This window comes from Sphingomonas sp. R-74633, assembly GCF_013416555.1.
GTDB lineage: Bacteria > Pseudomonadota > Alphaproteobacteria > Sphingomonadales > Sphingomonadaceae > Sphingomonas.
The window spans coordinates 1-18,937 of record NZ_JACCFG010000004.1 but is presented as its reverse complement, the minus strand read 5'-3'; the positions used below and the strand labels follow the sequence as shown (position 1 = coordinate 18,937).

18 protein-coding genes and 1 pseudogene are annotated in these 18,937 nt (G+C 67.0%); 14 read left to right on the top strand and 5 right to left on the bottom strand.

Annotation, left to right across the window (positions count from 1 at the left end; genetic code table 11):
• Position 1: 1 nt before the first annotated feature.
• Positions 2 to 253, bottom strand: coding sequence for a hypothetical protein (locus HZY97_RS13660; RefSeq protein WP_180144697.1), 252 nt, complete (start codon positions 251 to 253; stop codon positions 2 to 4).
• Positions 254 to 448: 195 nt separating this feature from the next.
• Between HZY97_RS13660 and HZY97_RS13655 the strand changes: the two genes are divergently transcribed.
• The 5 genes from HZY97_RS13655 (at position 449) to HZY97_RS13635 (ending at position 5,732) form a co-directional block, all read left to right on the top strand.
• The gene (locus HZY97_RS13655; RefSeq protein ID WP_180144694.1) at positions 449 to 1,159 is read left to right on the top strand and encodes a response regulator transcription factor; all 711 of its coding nucleotides are present in this window, start codon (positions 449 to 451) and stop codon (positions 1,157 to 1,159) included.
• Between the two features lie 53 nt (positions 1,160 to 1,212).
• On the top strand, positions 1,213 to 2,466 hold the full coding sequence (locus tag HZY97_RS13650) for an ATP-binding protein (RefSeq protein WP_257215075.1): 1,254 nt from the start codon (positions 1,213 to 1,215) through the stop codon (positions 2,464 to 2,466).
• Between the two features lie 84 nt (positions 2,467 to 2,550).
• Entirely contained in the window at positions 2,551 to 3,246 is a 696-nt protein-coding gene (locus tag HZY97_RS13645; RefSeq protein WP_180144691.1) for a carbonic anhydrase, read from the top strand.
• A complete protein-coding gene (locus tag HZY97_RS13640) occupies positions 3,243 to 4,754 on the top strand; it encodes a SulP family inorganic anion transporter (RefSeq protein WP_180144688.1) in 1,512 nt (503 codons plus the stop codon). The genes HZY97_RS13645 and HZY97_RS13640 overlap by 4 nt, the downstream gene beginning before the upstream one ends.
• A gap of 165 nt (positions 4,755 to 4,919) precedes the next feature.
• The gene (locus HZY97_RS13635) at positions 4,920 to 5,732 is read left to right on the top strand and encodes a TorF family putative porin (RefSeq protein ID WP_180144685.1); all 813 of its coding nucleotides are present in this window, start codon (positions 4,920 to 4,922) and stop codon (positions 5,730 to 5,732) included.
• 46 nt (positions 5,733 to 5,778) lie between these two features.
• Here HZY97_RS13635 and HZY97_RS13630 read toward each other — a convergent pair whose 3' ends face one another.
• Positions 5,779 to 6,873: a hypothetical protein gene (locus HZY97_RS13630; RefSeq protein ID WP_180144682.1), complete on the bottom strand. Its 1,095-nt coding sequence runs from the start codon at positions 6,871 to 6,873 to the stop codon at positions 5,779 to 5,781.
• A gap of 265 nt (positions 6,874 to 7,138) precedes the next feature.
• Here HZY97_RS13630 and HZY97_RS13625 point away from each other — a divergent pair, with 265 nt between their 5' ends.
• The 5 genes from HZY97_RS13625 to HZY97_RS13605 are packed head-to-tail and all read left to right on the top strand — an operon-like array spanning position 7,139 to position 10,794.
• The gene (locus tag HZY97_RS13625; RefSeq protein ID WP_180144679.1) at positions 7,139 to 7,942 is read left to right on the top strand and encodes an alpha/beta fold hydrolase; all 804 of its coding nucleotides are present in this window, start codon (positions 7,139 to 7,141) and stop codon (positions 7,940 to 7,942) included.
• Positions 7,942 to 9,123, top strand: coding sequence for a lipid-transfer protein (locus tag HZY97_RS13620; RefSeq protein WP_180144676.1), 1,182 nt, complete (start codon positions 7,942 to 7,944; stop codon positions 9,121 to 9,123). The genes HZY97_RS13625 and HZY97_RS13620 overlap by 1 nt, the downstream gene beginning before the upstream one ends.
• A gap of 15 nt (positions 9,124 to 9,138) precedes the next feature.
• Positions 9,139 to 10,083, top strand: a complete 945-nt coding sequence (locus HZY97_RS13615; RefSeq protein ID WP_180144673.1) for an alpha/beta hydrolase — start codon at positions 9,139 to 9,141, stop codon at positions 10,081 to 10,083.
• Between the two features lie 43 nt (positions 10,084 to 10,126).
• Positions 10,127 to 10,423, top strand: coding sequence for an autorepressor SdpR family transcription factor (locus HZY97_RS13610; protein ID WP_180144670.1), 297 nt, complete (start codon positions 10,127 to 10,129; stop codon positions 10,421 to 10,423).
• Positions 10,420 to 10,794: an ammonium transporter gene (locus HZY97_RS13605; RefSeq protein WP_180144667.1), complete on the top strand. Its 375-nt coding sequence runs from the start codon at positions 10,420 to 10,422 to the stop codon at positions 10,792 to 10,794. The genes HZY97_RS13610 and HZY97_RS13605 overlap by 4 nt, the downstream gene beginning before the upstream one ends.
• A gap of 45 nt (positions 10,795 to 10,839) precedes the next feature.
• On the opposite strand, the gene HZY97_RS13600 is transcribed toward HZY97_RS13605, so the two are convergent.
• The 3 genes from HZY97_RS13600 to HZY97_RS13590 all read right to left on the bottom strand — a co-directional run bounded on the left by HZY97_RS13600 (position 10,840) and on the right by HZY97_RS13590 (position 13,604).
• Entirely contained in the window at positions 10,840 to 12,189 is a 1,350-nt protein-coding gene (locus tag HZY97_RS13600) for an MFS transporter (RefSeq protein ID WP_180144664.1), read from the bottom strand.
• A gap of 61 nt (positions 12,190 to 12,250) precedes the next feature.
• Entirely contained in the window at positions 12,251 to 13,213 is a 963-nt protein-coding gene (locus HZY97_RS13595; RefSeq protein WP_180144662.1) for a PHB depolymerase family esterase, read from the bottom strand.
• 52 nt (positions 13,214 to 13,265) lie between these two features.
• A complete protein-coding gene (locus HZY97_RS13590) occupies positions 13,266 to 13,604 on the bottom strand; it encodes a hypothetical protein (RefSeq protein WP_180144659.1) in 339 nt (112 codons plus the stop codon).
• Positions 13,605 to 13,760: 156 nt separating this feature from the next.
• On the opposite strand from HZY97_RS13590, the gene HZY97_RS13585 reads away from it, so the two are divergent.
• From HZY97_RS13585 to HZY97_RS13570, 4 genes and pseudogenes are all read left to right on the top strand, one after another.
• The gene (locus tag HZY97_RS13585; RefSeq protein WP_180144656.1) at positions 13,761 to 15,383 is read left to right on the top strand and encodes an AMP-binding protein; all 1,623 of its coding nucleotides are present in this window, start codon (positions 13,761 to 13,763) and stop codon (positions 15,381 to 15,383) included.
• Between the two features lie 103 nt (positions 15,384 to 15,486).
• A complete protein-coding gene (locus tag HZY97_RS13580; protein WP_180144652.1) occupies positions 15,487 to 17,709 on the top strand; it encodes a TonB-dependent receptor in 2,223 nt (740 codons plus the stop codon).
• A gap of 144 nt (positions 17,710 to 17,853) precedes the next feature.
• Positions 17,854 to 18,555 carry a TetR/AcrR family transcriptional regulator gene (locus tag HZY97_RS13575; protein WP_180144649.1) on the top strand — a complete coding sequence of 234 codons (702 nt, stop codon included), beginning with the start codon at positions 17,854 to 17,856 and terminating at the stop codon, positions 18,553 to 18,555.
• A gap of 18 nt (positions 18,556 to 18,573) precedes the next feature.
• Positions 18,574 to 18,937, top strand: a pseudogene (locus HZY97_RS13570) (acyl-CoA dehydrogenase); the annotation flags it as partial.

Here is an 18,937-nt window from a genome sequence, read left to right as displayed (position 1 = left end):
TTCAGCGCGCGGCCTGTTGCGTCCGCTCGGTAGCAGCGACGCAGGTCTTGCGCGCAGGCATCGCGGTCTTGCCTGCCTGATGGTGCGTCTGCGTGGTCTGGCAGGCCGGGCGATCGCGCATCCGCCAATGGGCGACCGGGGTCTTGCCCGACGGCGCCCAGACGAGCTGGTGGGTTTCGTGCAGCGACTGGGCCTGCGCTACGGGGGCGAGGGCGAGGATCGAAGCCGCGACGGCGGCGAGAGCGATTTTCATGGGATCTCCTTTGGTATCTCGCGGGAGATAGCGGTCGCGCCTGAGCGGCGTTTTGCCCGCCTGTAAGGAAGCTTTGCCCGGGCGTGGCGAAGCGCTGCTGGTTCGTGACAAAGCATTGCCGCCTCGCAGGAGCGGCCTTGAGGGTGCCCGGCGAGAGGCCTAAGTGGCTGCCATGAGTTTTTACGAGATCCAGGCATGAGCGCCCCCGCCATCGTACTGGTTGAAGACGATCCGGCGCTCCGCACCCTCACCGCGCGCGCGCTTCAGGAAAACGGCTATTCGGTCCGCCAGGCGGCGACCGCGCCCGAGATGTGGCTGGCGTTCGACAATGGGCCGGTCGATCTCGTCCTGCTCGACATCATGCTCCCCGGCACCAGCGGCATCGACCTGTGCCGCGAAGTGCGCCGCAAGAGCGACGTCCCGATCATCTTCGTCAGCGCCAAGGGCAGCGAGCAGGATCGCGTGCTCGGGCTCGAGCTCGGCGCCGACGACTACCTCGCCAAGCCGTTCAGCACGCGCGAGCTGATCGCCCGCATTCGCGCGGTGCTTCGCCGCGGCGGGCTCGAGCGGATGGCGGGCGGCGACCGCGAGACCCAGGCGCATTTCGACGGCTGGACGGTCAACTTCCCGCGCCGCGAAGTGAAGTCGCCCAGCGGCGCCGTGGTCGAGCTGACCGGCGCCGAGTTCGACTTGCTCGCCGCCTTCCTCAGCCAGCCCCAGCGGGTGATCGCGCGCGAGCGGCTGGTCGAGCTCTCCCGGGTCCGCCTGGGCGACAGTTCGGATCGCAGCGTCGACGTGCTGGTCAGCCGCCTCCGTCGCAAGATTTCCGCCGCCGGCCATGAGCCGCCGATCGGCACCGTGCGCGGCATCGGCTATATCTTCCGGACTGAGGTAACCCGCTCCTGAGCCTGCTCCCGCGCCATCCGCTGGGGCTGCTCGGCAGGATCCTGCTCATCCTGTTGCTCACCGTCGCGGTCGAGTTCGGGGCGAGCACCTTCCTCTACGAGCGCGCCTCGCGCTACTCGATCGAGGAAAGCGACGCGCACCGGCTCGCCGAGCATCTGGTGATCGCCGAGAAGCTTCTCAGCGAGCGTCCGCCGGCCGCGCGTGCGGCCGCCGCGCAGGAACTCACCACCGATCGCTATATCGTCCGCTGGTCGCCCACGCCGCCGGTGCGCCCCGCCTTTCCGCCGCGCCAGAAGCGGATGGAGGCGCAGGTGACCAATTGGGAGCGGGACCTCGCCGCTTCGGGCCTCCAGCTCCGCCTGGCGCCGGGCGCGCATGGCCAAGTCGTCGCCGGCGAGATGCGCATGGCCGATGGCAGCTGGATCGTCTTCAAGACGCGCGAGTCCGTCCAGGTCTGGCAGTTCGCGATCGAGCGTACCTTCGTCGCCCTGATCCCCGCGCTGCTGCTGCTCACGCTCGGCGCATTGCTGATCCGCGGCACGCTGCTTCCCTTGCGCAAGCTGGTCCGCGCGATCGGCCATGTCGGTTCGGGCCAGCGCGTCACGGTGGAGGAGGAAGGGACCGCCGAGATCCGCGGGCTGATCCACGCCTTCAATGGCATGCAGCGCCGCATCCACGAGCTGATCGAGAACCGCACCCAGGCGCTTGCCGCGGTGGGCCATGACCTGCGCACGCCGCTCGCCCGGCTGCAGCTGCGGCTCGAGGAAGTCGGCGACGCCGAAAGCCGTCGCGCGATGCAGGACGATGTCAGCGAGATGGACGACATGATCGCCTCGCTGCTCACCTTCCTCAAGGGCCAGGACAATCCCGAGCCCGCCGTTGCGGTCGATGTCGCGGTGATGGCGGCGACGCTGGTCGAGGATGCCGGCGATCGCGGCCACGACGCGCGCTACCTGGGGCCGCCGCATCTCGAATGGAGCGTGCGTCCCTCGATGCTGCGTCGTGCGCTCAGCAATCTGATCGAGAATGCGCTGCACTACGGCAAGGCCGTGCGGGTCAATGTTGTGCAGGATGGAAGCGCGCTGGTCTTCCGCGTCGAGGATGACGGCCCCGGCATCCCGCCCGTTCAGATCGAGGATGCGCTGCGCCCCTTCGTCCGCCTCGATGTCGAACGCGGCCGCAATACCAAGGGGATGGGGCTTGGTCTTGCCATCGTCCAGCAGGCGGTGGCGCTCGAGAAGGGCAGGCTGACGCTGGTCAACGCGCCGCAAGGGGGCCTTGTCGCGGAAATCCGCCTGCCGGGCTGACGGCAACAATTCCTCACAGTTCCGCTGCGCTGCGGCAAGAATGACCGCTTAGATTCTGCTCCGTTGTACAAGGAGTAGAAAACCGTGAACGAGTTGATTGGCCGGGTCTTCAGCTTCGAGAAGACCGTCTTCCCGAACCAGAGCGATCTCTACGGCAAGCTCGCTACCCAGGGGCAGAGCCCCAAGGCGCTGATGATCTCCTGCGCCGACTCGCGCGTCGTGCCCGAGCACATCATGCAGGCCGCGCCCGGCGACCTGTTCGTCTGCCGCAACGCCGGCAACATCGTCCCGCCCTTCGCCCAGAAGATCGGCGGCGTCTCGGCCACCGTCGAATATGCCGTGATGGCGCTCGGTGTGCGTGACATCATCGTCTGCGGCCATTCGGACTGCGGCGCGATGAAGGCCGTCGCCCATCCCGAAATGGTCGCCCAGATGCCCAATGTGGCAGTGTGGCTGAACCACTCGGATGCCGCGCAGAAGGTCGTGGCGGACGCCTATCCCGGCCTCACCGACGGCGAGCGCGTCCGCGCGATCAGCCTCGAGAATGTCGTCGCCCAGATCGCGCATCTGCGCACGCACCCTTCGGTCGCATCGGGGATCGCGCGCGGCGAGATCGCGCTGCACGGCTGGTTCGTCGACATCCATGCCGGCCAGATCCTCGCGCTCGACGGCGACACCAACCGCTTCCAGATCGTCCGCGACGATCAGCCGCTTCCGGTCGCGGTGAAGTCGGGCCAGCGCCGCGCTGCCGATTTCGATCTGGTGGAAGCTGCAGAATGATCTCCGCCGCGCTCCCCAAGGGCTGGGTCGTCCGTGACTTCACGGCGTCGATTGTGGTCTTCCTCGTCGCGATGCCGCTCTGCATGGGCATCGCCGTCGCCTCGGGCATGCCGCCCGAAAAGGGCCTGCTCACCGGCATCATCGGCGGCCTCGTCGTCGGCCTGATCGCCGGCTCGCCGCTTCAGGTCAGCGGCCCCGCTGCCGGCCTGGCCGTCATCGTCTTCGAGCTGATCCGCGAGCATGGCCTCGCCGCACTCGGCGCGATCCTCGTGCTCGCTGGCGCGCTTCAGGTGCTGGCCGGCGTGGTAAAGGTCGGTGGCTGGTTCCGCGCGATCTCGCCCGCCGTGGTGCACGGCATGCTCGCCGGTATCGGCGCGCTGATCGTCGTCGGCCAGTTTCATACGCTGTTCGACGCCAAGCCGCTTTCCAGCGGGCTCGAGAACCTCGCCGCGCTCCCCGGCCGGTTGTTCGGCCTCGATCCGACCAACATCGCCGGCACCGAGCTGGCGCTCGGCCTCGGCGTGCTGACGATCGGGCTGATGCTCGGCTGGGACAAGTTGAAGCCCCAGGCGCTACGCCTGATCCCGGGCGCGCTGGTCGGCGTGGTCGGCGCTACGCTGGTTGCGTTCGGCTTCGGGCTCGAGGTCGTCCGCGTCGCGGTGCCGGATTCGCTCGCCTCCGCGGTTACCCTACCGGGCAGCGACTTCCTCGGCTGGTTTCTCAGCCCGACGATCCTGATCGCCGCTTTCGCCGTCGCCTTCATCGCCAGCGCCGAGACTCTGCTCTCGGCCGCCGCGGTCGATCGCATGCATGACGGCGTGCGCACCGACTATAACAAGGAGCTGCGCGCACAGGGTGTCGGCAACCTGCTCTGCGGCCTCGCCGGCGCGCTGCCGATGACCGGCGTGATCGTGCGCAGCTCGGCCAACGTCCAGGCGGGTGCGATCACCCGCATGTCGGCGGTGCTCCACGGCGCCTGGCTGCTCGGCTTCGCCGCGTTGCTGCCCTGGCTGCTGCGCGAGATCCCGATGGCTGCGCTCGGCGGCGTGCTCGTCGTCACCGGCTGGAAGCTGGTCAGCGTCAGCCATGTCCGGCACCTGTTCAAGCATTACGGCGCATTGCCCGCCGCGATCTGGGCAGTGACCTTCGTGCTGGTGATCGCGACCGACCTGCTGACCGGCGTGCTCGTCGGCCTGGCGCTCTCGGTGCTCGAGCTGCTCCCGCACTTCCGCCGCCTGCGCCTCAAGGTTGATGCCGAGCATGGCGACGACAAGCACCGCATCAATCTCGACGGTGCGGCGACCTTCGTCACCTTGCCCAAGCTCAACAGCGCGCTCGACGCGGTGCCGGGCGACCAGCCGGTCCATCTCGCCTTCGACAAGGTGCCGGCGATCGACCACACCAGCGCCGAGACGTTGCGCGACTGGGTGCAGCGCCGCCGTGCCCGCGGGCTCAAGGTCGAGCTGAGCGGGCATCCCGATCAGCTCCGCAAGCTCCAGCCGGCCTGAGGCGCAGCAACACTTTATTACGAAGGAGCAACCCGTCGGCGCGACTAGCCCGGCATCAAGACGGTCGGAAAGCAGCGGCTCCCGTCCTACCTCCCTTCCGGGATGAGAGGGCCGCACTTTCCGACCGCAGGCGGGAACATTCTCGATTGAAAGGGGAATGCCCGCATGAAGAAGCATCTCATCGCGGCCGTGCTGTGCTGCACGGCCGCACCGGCTTTCGCGCAGGAAGAAGCGCCGGGGCCCGTCACCGTCTCCGGCAACATCGCTTTGGTCTCCGACTATCGCTTCCGTGGCGTGTCGCAGACCGACAAGGGCATGGCCGTGCAGGGCGGCATCACCGTCAGCCATGAAAGCGGGCTTTACGCCGGCACCTGGGCCTCGAACCTCTCGGGCTGGGGCACGTTCGGCGGCGCCAATATGGAGCTCGACCTCGTCGCCGGCTACAAGGCGCAGCTTGGCGACGGCCTTGCGGTCGATGTCGGCGTGACCTGGTACATGTACCCGTCGGGCGCCGACAAGACCGACTTCGCCGAACCCTATGTGAAGCTCAGCAGCTCGATCGGCCCGGTCTCGATGCTCGCGGGTGTCGCTTATGCGCCGTCGCAGGAAGCGCTCGGCAACTGGAGCAACACGCCCCAGAGCGCGATCGGCGACAAGGAGGATAATCTCTATCTCTGGGCCGATATCAGCAGCGGCGTTCCCGGCACGCCGGTAACGCTGAAGGCGCATCTCGGCGGGTCGAAGGGCAATCCGGGTCTCGGGCCGAACGGCACCAGCGTGGCGCCCACCGGCTCCTATCTCGACTGGATGCTTGGCGCCGATGTCGCGGTCGGGCCGCTCACGCTGGGGGTGGCCTATGTCGACACCGACATCAGCAAGGCAGACTCGGCCTATCTCCAGCCCAATTTCTCGCGGGTGAAGGATGGTTCGTCGATCGCGGATTCGAGGATTGTCTTCTCGGTGAGCGCGGCCTTCTGAGCCAGAAGGGAGCCGGTGCGCGGGGGCACCGGCTCCCCCTTATGGCTTAGGGGAAGGCCATATAGTCCCACACCGGCTCGTATTTCGGCGTGCCGTCGGTATTGCGCGGCATCTTGTCGTCATCCGCCATCGACAGATGGATGTTGGTGCCGCCGACCGAGGCGAGCGAGGTCTTGAGCTTGTGCGAGCTGCCATAGGGCGCAGTGGCGCCGTCGGTCATCGTCAGCGTGCCCAGGCTCGCCAGCCCGATCGCGTTCCAGCTCGCCTCCGCCGTGGCGATAGTCACCGTCGCATCGGACGTATGCGAGAAGCCGTATTGGTTGCCGACGGGCGTGATGTTGGTGGTCGACAGCCACGGTGCCACCGCGCCGGTCGAGGTCTTGTCGGCAACACCCGAGATCATCGTCGCGCGGTACAGCGAATGGAGCTTGGCGAGATACGCCACGTGCCCCGCGCCCTGCGAATGCCCGACGGCGCTGATCATCGACCAGTTGATCGACGTACCCGAAAGATACACGCCCCAGCCCTCCGCCGGGTAGGTCGCATTCAGATAAGTCAGCAGCTTCTGCAGCCGCGTCTCCACCGAGTCCTTCACCGCGACGGTCACCTTGGTGCTGACATTCGCGCCGGTCAGCATCTCCTTGCGCACATTTCCCGTGCAGGCGGTGTCGGTCGAGCCGGCGCACAGCACCGCCACTGCGTCGGCGTTGGGATAGGCGAGGGCGATCGCGTGGTAGCCGCGCTTGGCGCCGGCATAGACGATCTCCTGCTCCTTGGTCTCGCTGCTGTTGGTGCCCATGATGAACAGCGCGAGCCGCCCGACCCGGGCCGAGGGGCTTGTCGGCACCAGCGTCAGGTTCTTGTTGGGCACGCCGGTCTGCGAATTGTTCTTCTGCGTAGCGGTGGAGTCGACCGTCGTCGCTGCGATGTCATGCCGGATCGCGTCTACCGTCGTCGCCAGCGAAGCGGTGCTCGCGGACGCTGTCGGCTCGAGCGAAACGGCAGCCGCCAGCGTGGTCTGGACCTGTTCGGTCGCCGGGGTGACGACCGGTCCGACGACATTGTCCGCTTGCCATGTCGTTGCCCCGGCCGCCGCGATCGTCGCAAGCAGCGCGAGCCCGAATATGCTTTGTTTTTTCATTATAACCCTCTCCTTTATTTTGGTTTTTTACGCACTCTCCAGCTTGGATTTGATGGATGGCCAGCAGCGAGGCGCCGGCGTCTTGCGGGCGATCCTATGGCGCGTGCTGACAGTTGTCGAACCGTATTCACAATATTGTCGTACAATATCGATCAGCGCCTGATCCGTAACAAACTAATTGATTCATGAATGAAGATTGACAGCCCGCACCCCGGCATGCTGTGTTTCCCTTCAGCGGCACAAAGACCGCGCAGGAGAGAAGACCGTGCCATTCGTTCAAAGCAGCGGTGCAAAGATCCATTGGGAAGCCGAAGGGCAGGGCACGCCGGTCCTGCTGATCATGGGCCATCTCTACAGTTCGCGGATGTGGTATCCGCTGCTGCCCGCCCTCACCAAAAACCACCGCGCGATCTGGTTCGACAATCGCGGCACCGGCGAGAGCGACACCACGTCAGGCGTCACCGTCGAGCAGATGGCCGCCGATGCGCTGGCCGTGCTCGAAGCGGCGGGCGAGACCAGGGCGCATGTCTACGGCGTCTCGATGGGCGGCGGCATCGCGGGCGAATTCGCGATGGCCTATCCCGAGCACACGCTCTCCGCGACGCTGGGCTGCACGATGCTCAAGACCGAGAAGACCGAGATCAAGGGCGCCCAGAAGCTGATGTACAATCTGCCGCGCTGGATCGTCCGCGCGCTGTTCAAGCGCGCCAAGCCGGAGAATTACGGCTCTGCCGCCCCACGCGACGCCGCGCTCCACGACATCGGCGTGCTCGCGCAGGACCAGTTCACCATGGCAGGCGTCCGCGCCCAGGCCTATGCCATCGCCAATTACGCCAGCACGCCCGAGCGCGCCCGCGAGAAAATGACCATGCCGGTCCTCGTCCTCCACGGCGACGAGGACAAGGCCGTGCCCGTCGAGCAAGGGCGCAAGCTCCACGAGATCCTGCCGCACAGCCGCTACGTCGAGTATAAGGGTGCCGGCCACAATTACCTCGTCGCCAACAACGAGGCGTCCACCCGCGACTTCCTCGGCTTCATCGACGCAGTCGACGCCAAGGGCACCAACTGATGCCCCGCACCCGCATCGCCGGCGTCGGCATGATCCCCTTCACCAAGCCCGGCCAGAGCGAGGACTGGGACGTGATGGCCGAGAAGGCGATCCGCGCCGCGCTCGCCGATGCGGGGATCGACTACAGCCAGGTCCAGCAGGCCTATGCCGGCTATGTCTATGCCGATTCCACCGCCGGCCAGTCGGCACTCTACCGGGTCGGCTGCACGGGCATCCCGATCGTCAACGTCAACAACAACTGCTCGACGGGATCGACTGCGCTGTTCCTCGCGCGCCAGGCGATCGAGAGCGGCATGGCCGACTGCGTGCTCGCCTTCGGCTTCGAGCAGATGCTGCCCGGCGCGCTTGGCGCGGTGTTCAACGACCGCAAGCGTTCGCTCGATCATCATCTGACCCGCCAGGAGCAATTGCTCGGCCAGGACGACACCTCGCCGCTTGTCGCGCAGCAGTTCGGCGGGGCAGGGCTCGACTATCAGAGCCGCTACGGCGCCCCCGACGAGGTGTTCGGCATGATCGCGGTCAAGGCCCGCGCCCATGCCGCGAACAACCCGCTCGCGCTGTTCCGCGACCCGCTGACGCTCGACGAGGTCATGGCCTCGAAGCATCTCTACGGACCGCTCACCCGCTTCCAGGCCTGCCCGCCCACCTGCGGCGCCGCGGCCGCCTTGCTGGTATCGCCCGCCTTCGCCGCGAAGCACGGGCTCGACGCGAGCGTAGAGATTCTCGGCCAGGCGATGACCACCGACTATGCCGAGACCTTCGCCGGCGGTTCGATGATGAGCGTCGTCGGCTATGAGATGACCCGCGAAGCCGCGCGCATGGTCTATGATCAGGCCGGCATCGGCCCCGACGACATCCAGGCGATCGAGCTCCACGACTGTTTCACTGCCAATGAGCTGATCAGCTACGAGGCGCTCGGCCTGTGCGCCGAGGGTGGGGCGGAAGCCTATATCCGCTCGGGCGGCAACACGTACGGCGGCAAGCACGTCACCAATCCCTCGGGCGGCCTGCTCTCAAAGGGCCACCCGCTCGGCGCCACCGGCCTCGCCCAATGCTATGAGCTCACCCAGCAGCTGCGCGGCGCCGCCGACCGGCGCCAGGTCGCGGACATGCGCTTCGGCCTGCAGCACAATCTCGGGCTGGGCGGCGCCTGCGTCGTGACGCTATACGGGCGCGCCTGACTGGACTGAGAGAGCATGACCGGAACGCGCCACCTCGTTGATCCGGAGCTGTTCGACCTGCTCGATCTCTGGCCGGCGGTCACGCTCGAGGAGAGCCTGTTGCCGCTGGTCCGCGCACCCGGCCGGATCCCGTTCGGCGAAGTCGAGAACCCCGAGCGCGTCGACAAGCAGGAACTGGCCGCGCCCGGCCACGACGGCGCACCCGACGTGCCGATGCTGCTTTATCGCCCGGCGGGCAGCACGGGCGAGATCCTGCCCTGCCTCTATCACATCCATGGCGGTGGCTATGTCGGCGGCGCGGCGGCGACAATGGAGCCCGTCCACCGGCTGATGGTCGAGGCTTTGGGCTGCGTGCTGGTCAGCGTCGACTATCGCCTCGCGCCCGAAACGCCGTTCCCGGGCCCGCTCGATGATTGCTATGCCGGCCTCGCCTGGCTCCACGAACACGCCGCCGATCTCGGCATCGATCCCGAGCGGATCGGCATCCGCGGCGAAAGCGCCGGCGGTGGCCTCGCCGCCGCGCTGGCGCTGCTCGTGCGCGACCGCGGCGAATTCGCCATCGCCTTCCAGCAGCTCATCTATCCGATGGTCGATGACCGCACCTGCACCGCCGAACCCAATCCCAGTGCTGGCGAGTTCATCTGGAACCTGGGCAGCAACCGCTTCGGCTGGCGCTGCTATCTCGCCGCCGAGCCGGGCGGGGAGGGCATCTCGCCTTATGCTGCCGCCGCGCGCGCCGAGGACCTGACCGGCCTGCCGCCGGCCTTTATCTCCACCGGCGCGCTCGATCTCTTCATCGACGAGGACCTCGCCTATGCCGCCCGCCTGATCCGCGCCGGCGTGCCGACCGAGCTCCACGTCTATCCGGGCGGCTTCCACGGCTTCAACGTCCACAAGACCGCCGGCGTGTCGCGCCAGTCCAACCGCGATGCCGAGGACTGGTTGCGGCGGCACCTTTAGGTCACCGCTTGACTCAATTCGATAATTAGCTAATTATCGAATCATGAGCCAGATCTTCAAGGCCTTGTCCGATCCCACGCGCCGCCGCGTGCTCCAGCTCCTGCGCAAGGGGCCGATGAGCGCGGGGGATCTCAGCGACCAGTTCGACGTCTCCAAGCCGACCATGTCGGCACACTTCGCCGTGCTCAAGGAGGCCGACCTGGTCCATGCCGAAAAGTCCGGCAAATCCATCATCTATCACCTGAAGCTCTCGGTGCTCGAGGAAGCGCTGCTGGGCTTTGCCCATTCGTTCGGGCTCGGCACCGAAGCGCCGAAACCCAAGGAGGAGACTGCAAAATGAAAAAGGAACTGGTCTGGAGCCTCGCCTGGGGTGGGGGCATCATCGTCCTGGCGCTTGGTGTGAGCATGGCGCGCAAGCTCGGCTATATCGAGTCCGAAACCGCGTTGCGGCTGATCATCGGCAGTATTGGGCTGATGACCGCCGCGTTCGGCAATCGCATCCCCAAGACCGTCGTCCCGGGCATTTCCCCTCACCGTACGCAGCGCGTGGCGGGCTGGTCGCTGGCGTTGAGCGGACTGGCCTATGCCGGCCTCTGGGCATTCGCGCCGATACCGGTGGCGACCTTTGGCGGGATGGCGGCGATCCTCGCCGGCCTCGTGGTGACCTTCGGCTATTGCCTGACGCTGCGGGGCAGCGCGAAGACCGCCTGAATCGGTCGCCGGCCGGACCCCTGGTGGATCCGGCCGGCACACCCGTCATGCCGTGGCGGGGATCGTCTTCGTATTCGGGTCGAGCGCCACCTCCTGCGGCGCGTTGCGCATCGCGATCCAGAAGCCGGCGAGCGACATCGCGCCGGTCACCACGCCCATCACCGCAACGGCGTTGCCCAGGCCCCATTGGCCCGTGCTGAAGGTCGACAGCCACACGACCAGCGGCGGTGCGATGCCCGCGCCGACCATCGTGCCGGCGATCTTCATCCCCGCCAGCGTCACGGCGCGATCCTCGTTCGGGATCAGCACCGCGACCGCAGCCGTCGATATCAGGTTGACGATCGTCCCGCCGACCAGCAGCGCGAACAGCACCCAGGCGAAACCGGTCGCCGTCGGCATGATCGAGAAGGCACCGGCCGGAATGGTCAGCGCCGTGGCGATCGTCGCGGGCAGCAGGATCGCGCCGCGCATCTTGAGCTTGCCTGCGGCGTCCGCCGCGAAGCCGCCGATCGCCGATCCGAGGATGCCCGAACCCAGGATCACCGCACCGACCCAGCCGCCGAACGAGCCCGGCGCCAGATGATATTGGCGGACGAGCAGCGAGCCCATCCAGATCGCCGCGGCGCCCTCGGCCATGCCGCCGGTCAACTGGCCGATCAGCAGCGGGCCCAGGAATTTCCGCCGGCGCCAGAACGCCTGCATCGCCAGCTTCAGCGAGACACTGGTCTGCTCTACTTCATAGCGCGGCGGCTCCTTGATCAGGAACAGCGGCAGCACCGCCAGCGCCGAGCCGACGCCGACGAGCAGATGGACTTCGCGCCACGCCGTCATGCCGAGCAGGCCGGCTCCCGGGTGGCTGGTCAGATAGCCGAACAGCGATCCGCCGATCGCAAACGCCGCCGCCACGCCGCTCCATGCGCCGATTGACACCAGCAGCATCGAGCGCCCGCGGCGATCGGGCATGCAGACATCGGCGAGCAGCGAGATCAGCACCGGAAAGGCAGTGCCGGCGCCGATCCCGGCGATCAGCCGCGCCGCGAACAGTCCCGTGAAATTCGAGGCAAAGGCCGTCCCGATCGTCCCGGCGGCCCAGAAGGAGGCGAGGATGATCAGCAGCCGCGTGCGCGTGCTGTGATCGACCAGCCAGGCGATCGGCAGCGACAGGAAGGCGATCGGGATCGCCGTCGCGCCACCGGCGAGCAGGCCGATGTCGAGATCGCTGAGGTGCAGCTCCGCCTTCACCGCTTCCTGCAACGGGCTGAGCAGCCCGCCTACGGTCAGCGCCGAGAAGATGGTCAGCGTGAGCAGCCAGATGACGCTCCATTTGGTCGGCCGGATCGCGGCCGATGGCGGCTGGGTTTGGGGCGCTTCGGCCGCCTCGGAGACTTGGAGCACGATCGTTCCTTTGGTCAGGCGATCTGCCGGGCGACGCGTGCCGCCCGGCAGCGCATCGGTTCTAGAGGTTGAAGAAATGGTCCCAGATATACGGGGCGACGTCGATCGGCGCCTTGTCGGGATTGCTGCCGAGCTCGTTATAGCCGTTGTAGAGCACGTGCTCGCCGTTCGCGATTGTCACCAGCCCGGTGCGCACGCCGCCGTTGCAGCTGCGATATTCCTCGAAGCGTGACCCGGCATAATGCGAACCGTCGGGCAGCTGCTCGCGGTAGAGTTCATCGCTGCAGCCCAGGATGGACTTCCACGCCGCCAGGCTGGCGCGCGCGCCCTGCACGCCGAGCGGCACGCCCGCGAGATCGTTGGGCAGGATCGGCAGCGGCGGCGTGCTGCCGTCATAGGCGATCGTGGTGTCGGCGGTGCCGGCGATTTCCCACATGCTGATTGGCTTTGCCGGCGTGCAGCTCGGCCGGTTGAGCGGATAGGAGACCGAGACCGATGCGCGGACCAGGTCCGCCGCCTCGCACGCCATGCGCTGCGCCATGCCGCCGCCGTTCGAGATGCCCGTGACGAACACGCGGTCGGCATCGATATTGGCATAGCCCTTCATCGCGGTGATCACCGCGCGGTTGAAGCTCACGTCATCGACGTTGAGCGCATCGCCCAGGAAGCAGCAGCCATAGGCGTTCCACGACAGCGCGACGCCGTTCGGCCACACCACGATGAAGCCGCGCTTGTCCGATTCGGCGAGCTGCCCCGAATATTGGCGCTCGTTGTTCGCGTCCTTGCTGAAGCCGTGGAAGTCGAGCAGCAGCGGCACTGCGCTGCGTCCGGTATAGCTGGCGGGGACGTGCACCAGATAGTTGCGCAGCAGGCCCTTGTGCAGCGTCGTGATCGAATAGTCGCCGGGCGTGAAGCAAATGCCCGTGCAGGGCGCCGCCGCGGCGGGATTGGCGAAGAATGCCGTGGCGAACGCCAGCAGCAGCGCGGCCATGTGAAGCCGGAAACGCGAAAGAAATGCCTTCATTGCGGTTTCTCCTCTCCTGTTCGTCTTCTCGTTCTTCCTTGTGACGACCGGCTCAGCGGGGCGGGGGCGGCGGCAACGGCTTGAGGTCGCCATCGTCCTTGAGCTCGGCGGGAAGCGGGGGGTCGGTGAAGTCCTTGCGGACCTGCATCGGCGCGGACGGCGTCGGCGCAGGCGCGGAGGCCGGCGCTGCACTGGGCAGCCGCTCGATATGATCGGTTGTCGTGGTCGCGTGGGGAGCGGAAGGGCTGGGGGAGGGCGTCGCGGCGCTCGGTGTCGGCACCACGACGGCGCCCGCTTTCGGGTCGCTCCGGTCGCAGCCGGCAAGCGCCAGCATTGCCAGCAGGGGCACGGTGATCCGGCGCGCAGACAGGCGCGGTCGTCCAGCCTTCATCACACTCTCCTGTCGGCACCGTGTTTCCGGCGTCCGTTCGGCTTGCATATCAGCGATGCAAGAAGTTCACTAGAAAATAAATGAAGATTGACAGGCCGCCGGGGCCGATGCCATCCAACGAGGAAGAAAAAGACACAGGTTTTGGAGAGCGTTGGCATGCACGAGGGGCAGCTGCGGACGAGCGGTGCGCAGGAATTGGGCGGCTTGCAGCCCTATGAGCTGACGCTCGACAAGTTCATCGCGCACGCCGCGAAATGGCATCCGCAGGGCCAAGTGGTCACCGGCGGCGGGGCAGGCGGCCCGGTCGCGCGTGTCGACTATCCGGCGCTCCAGGAACGTGCCAATCTCCTCTCCGGCGCCTTCGCGGCGCTGGGTCTCGGCCAGGGCGACCGCATCGCCACGCTCGCCTGGAACAGCACCGCGCATATGGAGGCCTGGTACGCCGCGTTCGGCATGGGCGTGAGCTGCCACACGCTCAACCCGCGCCTCGGCGTCGCTCAGCTCGCCGACATGATCCGCCAGGCCGATGACCGCCTGCTCGCGATCAGCCCCGACCAGGCCGAAGTCGCCGAGCAGCTCGCCCGCGAGTGCCCGAGCCTCGCGCACATCCTCATCCTCGACGAACCCGGCGCCGACTTTCCGCTCCCCCTCGCTACCGTGCCCGTCTGGACGCTGCAGCAGCTCCTCGCCGAGCATGGCGCCGCGTTCGAATGGGGCGGCTTCTCCGAGCGCGAGGAAGCCGGGCTCTGCTTCACTTCGGGCACCACCGGCGCGCCCAAGGGCGTGCCCTACACCCACCGCTGCAACTACCTCGTGACGATGTCGCTGCTCCAGAGCGATGTCATGGGCATCAACGCCCGCGACTCGATCCTTGCCGCCGTGCCGATGTTCCACGCCAATGGCTGGGGCCTGCCCTTCGCCGCCCCCGCCGCCGGCGCGAAGCTCGTCTTCTCCGGCTGCCACAATGACGGCGCCAGCCTCGCCGAGCTGATCCGTGGCGAAGGCGTCACCCTTGCGGTCGGCGTCCCCACCGTCTGGCTCGGCCTGATCGAGCATCTCGAGGCGACCGGCGAGACGCTCCCCAGCCTCCAGCGCGTCCTCCTCGGCGGCTCGGGCGTGCCGCAGGCGCTGATCGACCGCATCGAGTCGCGCCTCGGCGTCCGCTGCCAGACCAGCTGGGGCATGACCGAGCTCGCCCCGCTCGGCACCGTCACGCCCGCCGACAATCCCGGCCGCGCCGCCATCGCCGGGCGTCCCCCGGTCGGCGTCGATCTCCGCCTCGTCGATGCCGAGGGCCAGGAACTACACGCGCAGCGCGGCGTCGAGGGCCATCTCCAGGTCCGCGGCGCCAGCACCGTCCATTGCTATTTCGGCCAGCACATCCCCGCCACCGACGGCCAGGGCTGGTTCGACACCGGCGACCTCGCGACGATCGACGCCGAGGGCAATCTCGCAATCACCGGCCGCGCCAAGGACCTGATCAAGTCGGGCGGCGAGTGGATCAACCCCGGCGAGATCGAGGCGATCGTCGGCAATCTGCCCGGCGTCTCGCTGGTCGCCGTGATCGGCCGCGCGCACGTCAAATGGACCGAGCGCCCGGTGCTGGTGATCGAGGGCGAGGGCGCCTCCGATGCCGAGATCCGCGCCGCGCTCGACGGCGCGATCCCGCGCTGGTGGATGCCCGACGCGATCGAGCGCGTCGACGCGATGCCGCTCGCGATGACCGGCAAGATCGACAAGCAGGCGCTGCGTCGCCGTTTCGGGACCGACGCCCGCTAATTAATCTTGATTTATGAATCAATGAATGTTGAAGTTGATTCGTGAATCAGTAAGTTGAGTCGCAAGCGCCACCTCAAAGAGGGGCGAACCCTGGGAGGATGATATGAAGGCCTTTTGCTGGCTGACGGTTTCCGCCGTCGCTCTGATGACTGCCGGCGCCGCGCAGGCGCAGACCACTGACACCACCACCGATCCGACGACCGCCGCCAAGGCCGACGACAGCGCGAGCGATCCGTCGAGCCAGATCGTCGTCACTGCCGAGCGCCGCTCGACCAGCCTCCAGCGCACCGGCGTCGCCGCCACCGTCCTCACTGGCCAGGACCTGGTCAAGAAGAGCATCAACGGCGTCGAGCAGCTCCAGTTCGCCACGCCCTCGCTCACCGTCAACACCACCGGCCAGGGCAACGCCTTCAACATCCGCGGCATCGGCAAGACCGAGCAGACCAGCGCGATCGGCGTCGGCGTCGTCACGTACCGCGACGGCGTCGCCACGCTCCCCGGCTATTTCCAGGCCGAGCCCTATTATGACATTGCCAGCGTCGAAGTACTGCGCGGACCGCAGGGCACCTTCGCCGGCGGCAACGCGACCGGCGGCGCGGTGTTCATCACCGAGAAGAACCCCGACACCCAGAGCGTCAACGGCTACGGCCTCGCCCAATACGGCAATTACAACGACATCAAGCTGCAGGGCGCAGTCAACGTGCCGGTCAGCGACACGCTCGCCTTCCGCTTCGCCGGCAACATGGAACGCCGCGACACCTTCTACAACATGAGCGGCAGCTGGACCGGCAACCCGGGCGACCGCCGCGACTATAGCGGCCGCGCCTCGATGCTGTGGCAGCCCAGCTCGAACTTCCGCCTGCTGCTCAAGGGCGATTACAACAACATCGAATATGGCGGCCTGCCTGCCAGCCCGGCGACCGCGACCGGCGATCCGCTCAACGTCGCCAGCAATGCCTATCTGGCCGGCCGCGACGAGTTCGGCCGCATCGTGCTCAACATGGCCTACACCACCGATAGCGGACTCACTTTCCGCTCGATCAGCGGCTTCCAGCGCGGCACCACCCAGATCAATTACGATGCGGACGGCACCGGCGCTGCCGGCACTGCCGCCGCGCCGTCGCTCACCTTCCGCGACAAGATCACCGAGGAGATCTGGTCGCAGGAATTCAACATCGTCTCGCCGGACACCGGCCCCTTCACCTGGGTGCTCGGCGGCTATTACCAGAGCGACAAGATCTTCATTCCGGCCAATGGCGGCTATTATTCGGACGCCACGCCGAACACGCCCGCCGCGCTCGACATCGAGATCGTCGGCACCAATCCCAAGACCGCGCTCGCCGCGTTCGGCCAGGTTGGCTATGAGCTGACCGACGGGCTGCAGATCACCGTCGGCGGCCGCTGGTCGCGCACTTCCTCGGCGAACGACGCCGTGGCCCGCGCCTATTTCACCGGCCTTCCGGGCCCGCTCGCGTCGCTTCCCCAGAAGGACAAGACGGTCAACAAGAAGCTCAACGGCAAGGTCGCGATCAACTGGACGCTCGATCCGCGCAACTTCGTCTATGCCTTTGTCGCCACCGGCTCCAAGGCGGGCGGCCTCAACGGGCCGAACCTCGCCGGCGTCGCGCCGCTCGCCTTCGATGCCGAGGACGTGACCGACTTCGAGCTGGGCTGGAAGGGCACCTTCATGGATGGCCATCTGCGCACCCAGCTCGGCGGCTATTACAATCTCTACAAGAACTTCCAGATCAACATCGTCGATCCGCGCTCGCCGGGCATCTCGTCGCTGTTCAACGTGCCGGGTGATACCAAGCTCTACGGCCTCGAAGCCTCGGCGCAGGGCAATTTCGACGCATTCTCGTTCGATTTCTCGGCCTCGGTCTCGAATTCGAAGCTGAGCAAATTCTACGCCGCCGATCCGCGTCTCGGCGCCGTCCCGGCGCTCTGCAACCCGTCGACCGGTCCGGCCAGCGCGCGCTGCATCAACCTCGAAGGGCGCGAGCAGAATTACGCGCCGAAGTTCACGCTCAGCGCCGGCGCGCAATATGCCATTTCGCTGGGCGGTGACGCCACGCTCACTCCGCGCGTCGACTATGCGCATATCGGCCAAGTCTGGGGCACGTTGTTCCAGAACGTCGCGCGCGGCGACCGGATCGAGGCGCGTGACATCGTCAACGCGCAGCTCACTTTGGCGACCGGCAACTGGTCGATCGCGGCCTATTCGATGAACCTGACCGACGAACATTATGTCGCTGCGATCAACGGCACCCGCCGTCTCGCCGGGGCGCCGCGCCAGTACGGCGTGCGCGTCAGCCGCAGCTTCTGATCACCCGCTCCGCGGGCCGGCTCGCGCCGGTCCGCGGAGCGCTATTTGCATCCGGGACGAAGATAGACAAAAGCCATGGATCACGCGGGCCTCTCCACACCGGCAGTTGCTGACGGCAGAGCCGCGTCGATCGATGGAGCGACAATGACCGAAGCCAAGCCCAAGCGCCGGACCAAGGCGCAGCAGCGCGCCGAGACGCTGGAACAGATCCTCGATGCGGCGGAATATCTCTTCTCGCAGCGCGGCCTCTACGGCGTGACGCTGAAGGACGTGGCGCAGCAGGCCGACGTCCACACCTCGCTCCTCCATTATTATTTCGAAGACAAGCGCGCGATGTTCGACGCGGTCTTCGCGCGCCGCGCCTCGGTCACCGCCGATCTGCGTATGGCCGCGCTCGATCGCTATGCCGGCGAATGCCGCGGCAAGCCGACGGTGGAGGGCGCGCTGCGCGCCTTTCTCGACACCGATCTCGATCTCTACATCCAGGGCGGGGAGGGCTGGCGAAATTTCGCCGGGCTCGGCGCCCAGGTCGCGATGGCGCCCAAATGGGGTGCCCAGATGTTCGACAAGCATTTCGATCCGGTCGTGCTCCGCCTGATCGGCCTGCTCAAACAGGCGATGCCCGGCTGCCCCGAAGAGGATATCTTCTGGGGCTATCACTTCGGCACCGGCGCGCTGATCATGACCCTCGCGCGCACCGGGCGCATCGACCAGCTTTCAGGCGGTCTGTGCAAGTCCGAGGATTTTCCCGCCATCAAGGCCCGCATGGCCCGCTTCCTGGCATTCGGTTTCGAGGGCATCTGCCGCGACCGGGCCGAGGCGCGGGCCGCCGCCGCGGCCAGCTAGACTTCACCGAAGGACTCCATGTTCAAACCCGCCACCGCCGAGCAGCGCTTCGTCCTCGATCATATCGTCCGCCTGGACGAGATCTCCCCCGAAGCGTCCGAACTGTCCGAAGCGGTGCTGGAAGGCGCGGGCCAGTTTGCCGTCGGCGAATGGGCGCCGCTGGAGCGGCTTGGCGACACCGATGGCCCCAAATGGACTCCCGATGGCGTGAAGATGCCCGCCGGGTTCGCGGATGCCTACAAGGCCTATGTCGAGGGCGGCTGGGGCACGATCGGCTCGCCGGCGGAGCATGGCGGGCAAGGGCTCCCGGTCAGCCTGTCGATTGCGGTGCTGGAGACGCTCGGCACCGCCAATATGGGCTTCGCGCTCGCCCCGATCCTCA